The sequence below is a fragment of the Bacillus cereus group sp. BfR-BA-01522 genome (assembly GCF_022662635.1).
Classification (GTDB): Bacteria; Bacillota; Bacilli; order Bacillales; family Bacillaceae_G; genus Bacillus_A; species Bacillus_A cytotoxicus.
Map to the genome: position 1 here is coordinate 1 of NZ_JAKUDY010000034.1, position 2973 is coordinate 2973.

Below are 2973 nucleotides of genomic sequence, written 5' to 3' on the forward strand. Positions count from 1 at the left end.
ATGTTCTTTGAAAACTAGATAACAGTGTAGCTCATATTTTTAATTTTAGTTTGGTTAAGTTAGAAAGGGCGCACGGTGGATGCCTTGACACTAGGAGTCGATGAAGGACGGGACTAACACCGATATGCTTCGGGGAGCTGTAAGTAAGCTTTGATCCGGAGATTTCCGAATGGGGAAACCCACCATACGTAATGGTATGGTATCCTTATCTGAATACATAGGGTAAGGAGGACAGACCCAGGGAACTGAAACATCTAAGTACCTGGAGGAAGAGAAAGCAAATGCGATTTCCTGAGTAGCGGCGAGCGAAACGGAACATAGCCCAAACCAAGAGGCTTGCCTCTTGGGGTTGTAGGACATTCTATACGGAGTTACAAAGGAACGAGGTAGACGAAGCAGTCTGGAAAGGCTCGTCATAGAAGGTAACAACCCTGTAGTTGAAACTTCGTTCCCTCTTGAATGAATCCTGAGTACGGCGGAACACGTGAAATTCCGTCGGAATCTGGGAGGACCATCTCCCAAGGCTAAATACTCCCTAGTGATCGATAGTGAACCAGTACCGTGAGGGAAAGGTGAAAAGCACCCCGGGAGGGGAGTGAAAGAGATCCTGAAACCGTGTGCCTACAAATAGTCAGAGCCCGTTAACGGGTGATGGCGTGCCTTTTGTAGAATGAACCGGCGAGTTACGATCCCGTGCGAGGTTAAGCTGAAGAGGCGGAGCCGTAGCGAAAGCGAGTCTGAATAGGGCGTTTAGTACGTGGTCGTAGACCCGAAACCAGGTGATCTACCCATGTCCAGGGTGAAGTTCAGGTAACACTGAATGGAGGCCCGAACCCACGCACGTTGAAAAGTGCGGGGATGAGGTGTGGGTAGCGGAGAAATTCCAATCGAACCTGGAGATAGCTGGTTCTCCCCGAAATAGCTTTAGGGCTAGCCTCAAGTGTAAGAGTCTTGGAGGTAGAGCACTGATTGGACTAGGGGTCCTCATCGGATTACCGAATTCAGTCAAACTCCGAATGCCAATGACTTATCCTTGGGAGTCAGACTGCGAGTGATAAGATCCGTAGTCAAAAGGGAAACAGCCCAGACCGCCAGCTAAGGTCCCAAAGTGTGTATTAAGTGGAAAAGGATGTGGAGTTGCTTAGACAACTAGGATGTTGGCTTAGAAGCAGCCACCATTTAAAGAGTGCGTAATAGCTCACTAGTCGAGTGACTCTGCGCCGAAAATGTACCGGGGCTAAATACACCACCGAAGCTGCGGATTGATACCTTTGGTATCAGTGGTAGGGGAGCGTTCTAAGGACAGTGAAGTCAGACCGGAAGGACTGGTGGAGTGCTTAGAAGTGAGAATGCCGGTATGAGTAGCGAAAGACGGGTGAGAATCCCGTCCACCGAATGCCTAAGGTTTCCTGAGGAAGGCTCGTCCGCTCAGGGTTAGTCAGGACCTAAGCCGAGGCCGACAGGCGTAGGCGATGGACAACAGGTTGATATTCCTGTACCACCTCTTTATCGTTTGAGCAATGGAGGGACGCAGAAGGATAGAAGAAGCGTGCGATTGGTTGTGCACGTCCAAGCAGTTAGGCTGGTAAGTAGGCAAATCCGCTTACCGCAAAGGCTGAGCTGTGATGGGGAAGCTCCTTATGGAGCGAAGTCTTCGATTCCCCGCTGCCAAGAAAAGCTTCTAGCGAGATAAAAGGTGCCTGTACCGCAAACCGACACAGGTAGGCGAGGAGAGAATCCTAAGGTGAGCGAGAGAACTCTGGTTAAGGAACTCGGCAAAATGACCCCGTAACTTCGGGAGAAGGGGTGCTTTCTTAACGGAAAGCCGCAGTGAATAGGCCCAAGCGACTGTTTAGCAAAAACACAGGTCTCTGCGAAGCCGTAAGGCGAAGTATAGGGGCTGACACCTGCCCGGTGCTGGAAGGTTAAGGAGAGGGGTTAGCGTAAGCGAAGCTCTGAACTGAAGCCCCAGTAAACGGCGGCCGTAACTATAACGGTCCTAAGGTAGCGAAATTCCTTGTCGGGTAAGTTCCGACCCGCACGAAAGGTGTAACGATTTGGGCACTGTCTCAACCAGAGACTCGGTGAAATTATAGTACCTGTGAAGATGCAGGTTACCCGCGACAGGACGGAAAGACCCCGTGGAGCTTTACTGTAGCCTGATATTGAATTTTGGTACAGCTTGTACAGGATAGGCGGGAGCCTTTGAAGCCGGAGCGCTAGCTTCGGTGGAGGCGCTGGTGGGATACCGCCCTGGCTGTATTGAAATTCTAACCTACGGGTCTTATCGACCCGGGAGACAGTGTCAGGTGGGCAGTTTGACTGGGGCGGTCGCCTCCTAAAGTGTAACGGAGGCGCCCAAAGGTTCCCTCAGAATGGTTGGAAATCATTCGTAGAGTGCAAAGGCATAAGGGAGCTTGACTGCGAGACCTACAAGTCGAGCAGGGACGAAAGTCGGGCTTAGTGATCCGGTGGTTCCGCATGGAAGGGCCATCGCTCAACGGATAAAAGCTACCCCGGGGATAACAGGCTTATCTCCCCCAAGAGTCCACATCGACGGGGAGGTTTGGCACCTCGATGTCGGCTCATCGCATCCTGGGGCTGTAGTCGGTCCCAAGGGTTGGGCTGTTCGCCCATTAAAGCGGTACGCGAGCTGGGTTCAGAACGTCGTGAGACAGTTCGGTCCCTATCCGTCGTGGGCGTAGGAAATTTGAGAGGAGCTGTCCTTAGTACGAGAGGACCGGGATGGACGCACCGCTGGTGTACCAGTTGTTCTGCCAAGGGCATCGCTGGGTAGCTATGTGCGGAAGGGATAAGTGCTGAAAGCATCTAAGCATGAAGCCCCCCTCAAGATGAGATTTCCCATAGCGTAAGCTAGTAAGATCCCTGAAAGATGATCAGGTTGATAGGTTCGAGGTGGAAGCGTGGTGACACGTGGAGCTGACGAATACTAATAGATCGAGGACTTAACCA

General features: G+C 51.7%; 1 rRNA gene. It reads left to right on the top strand.

The annotated features are described in order from the left end of the window. The first annotated feature begins 52 nt into the window (after window positions 1-52). Window positions 53-2973 (top strand): 23S ribosomal RNA (locus MR059_RS21370).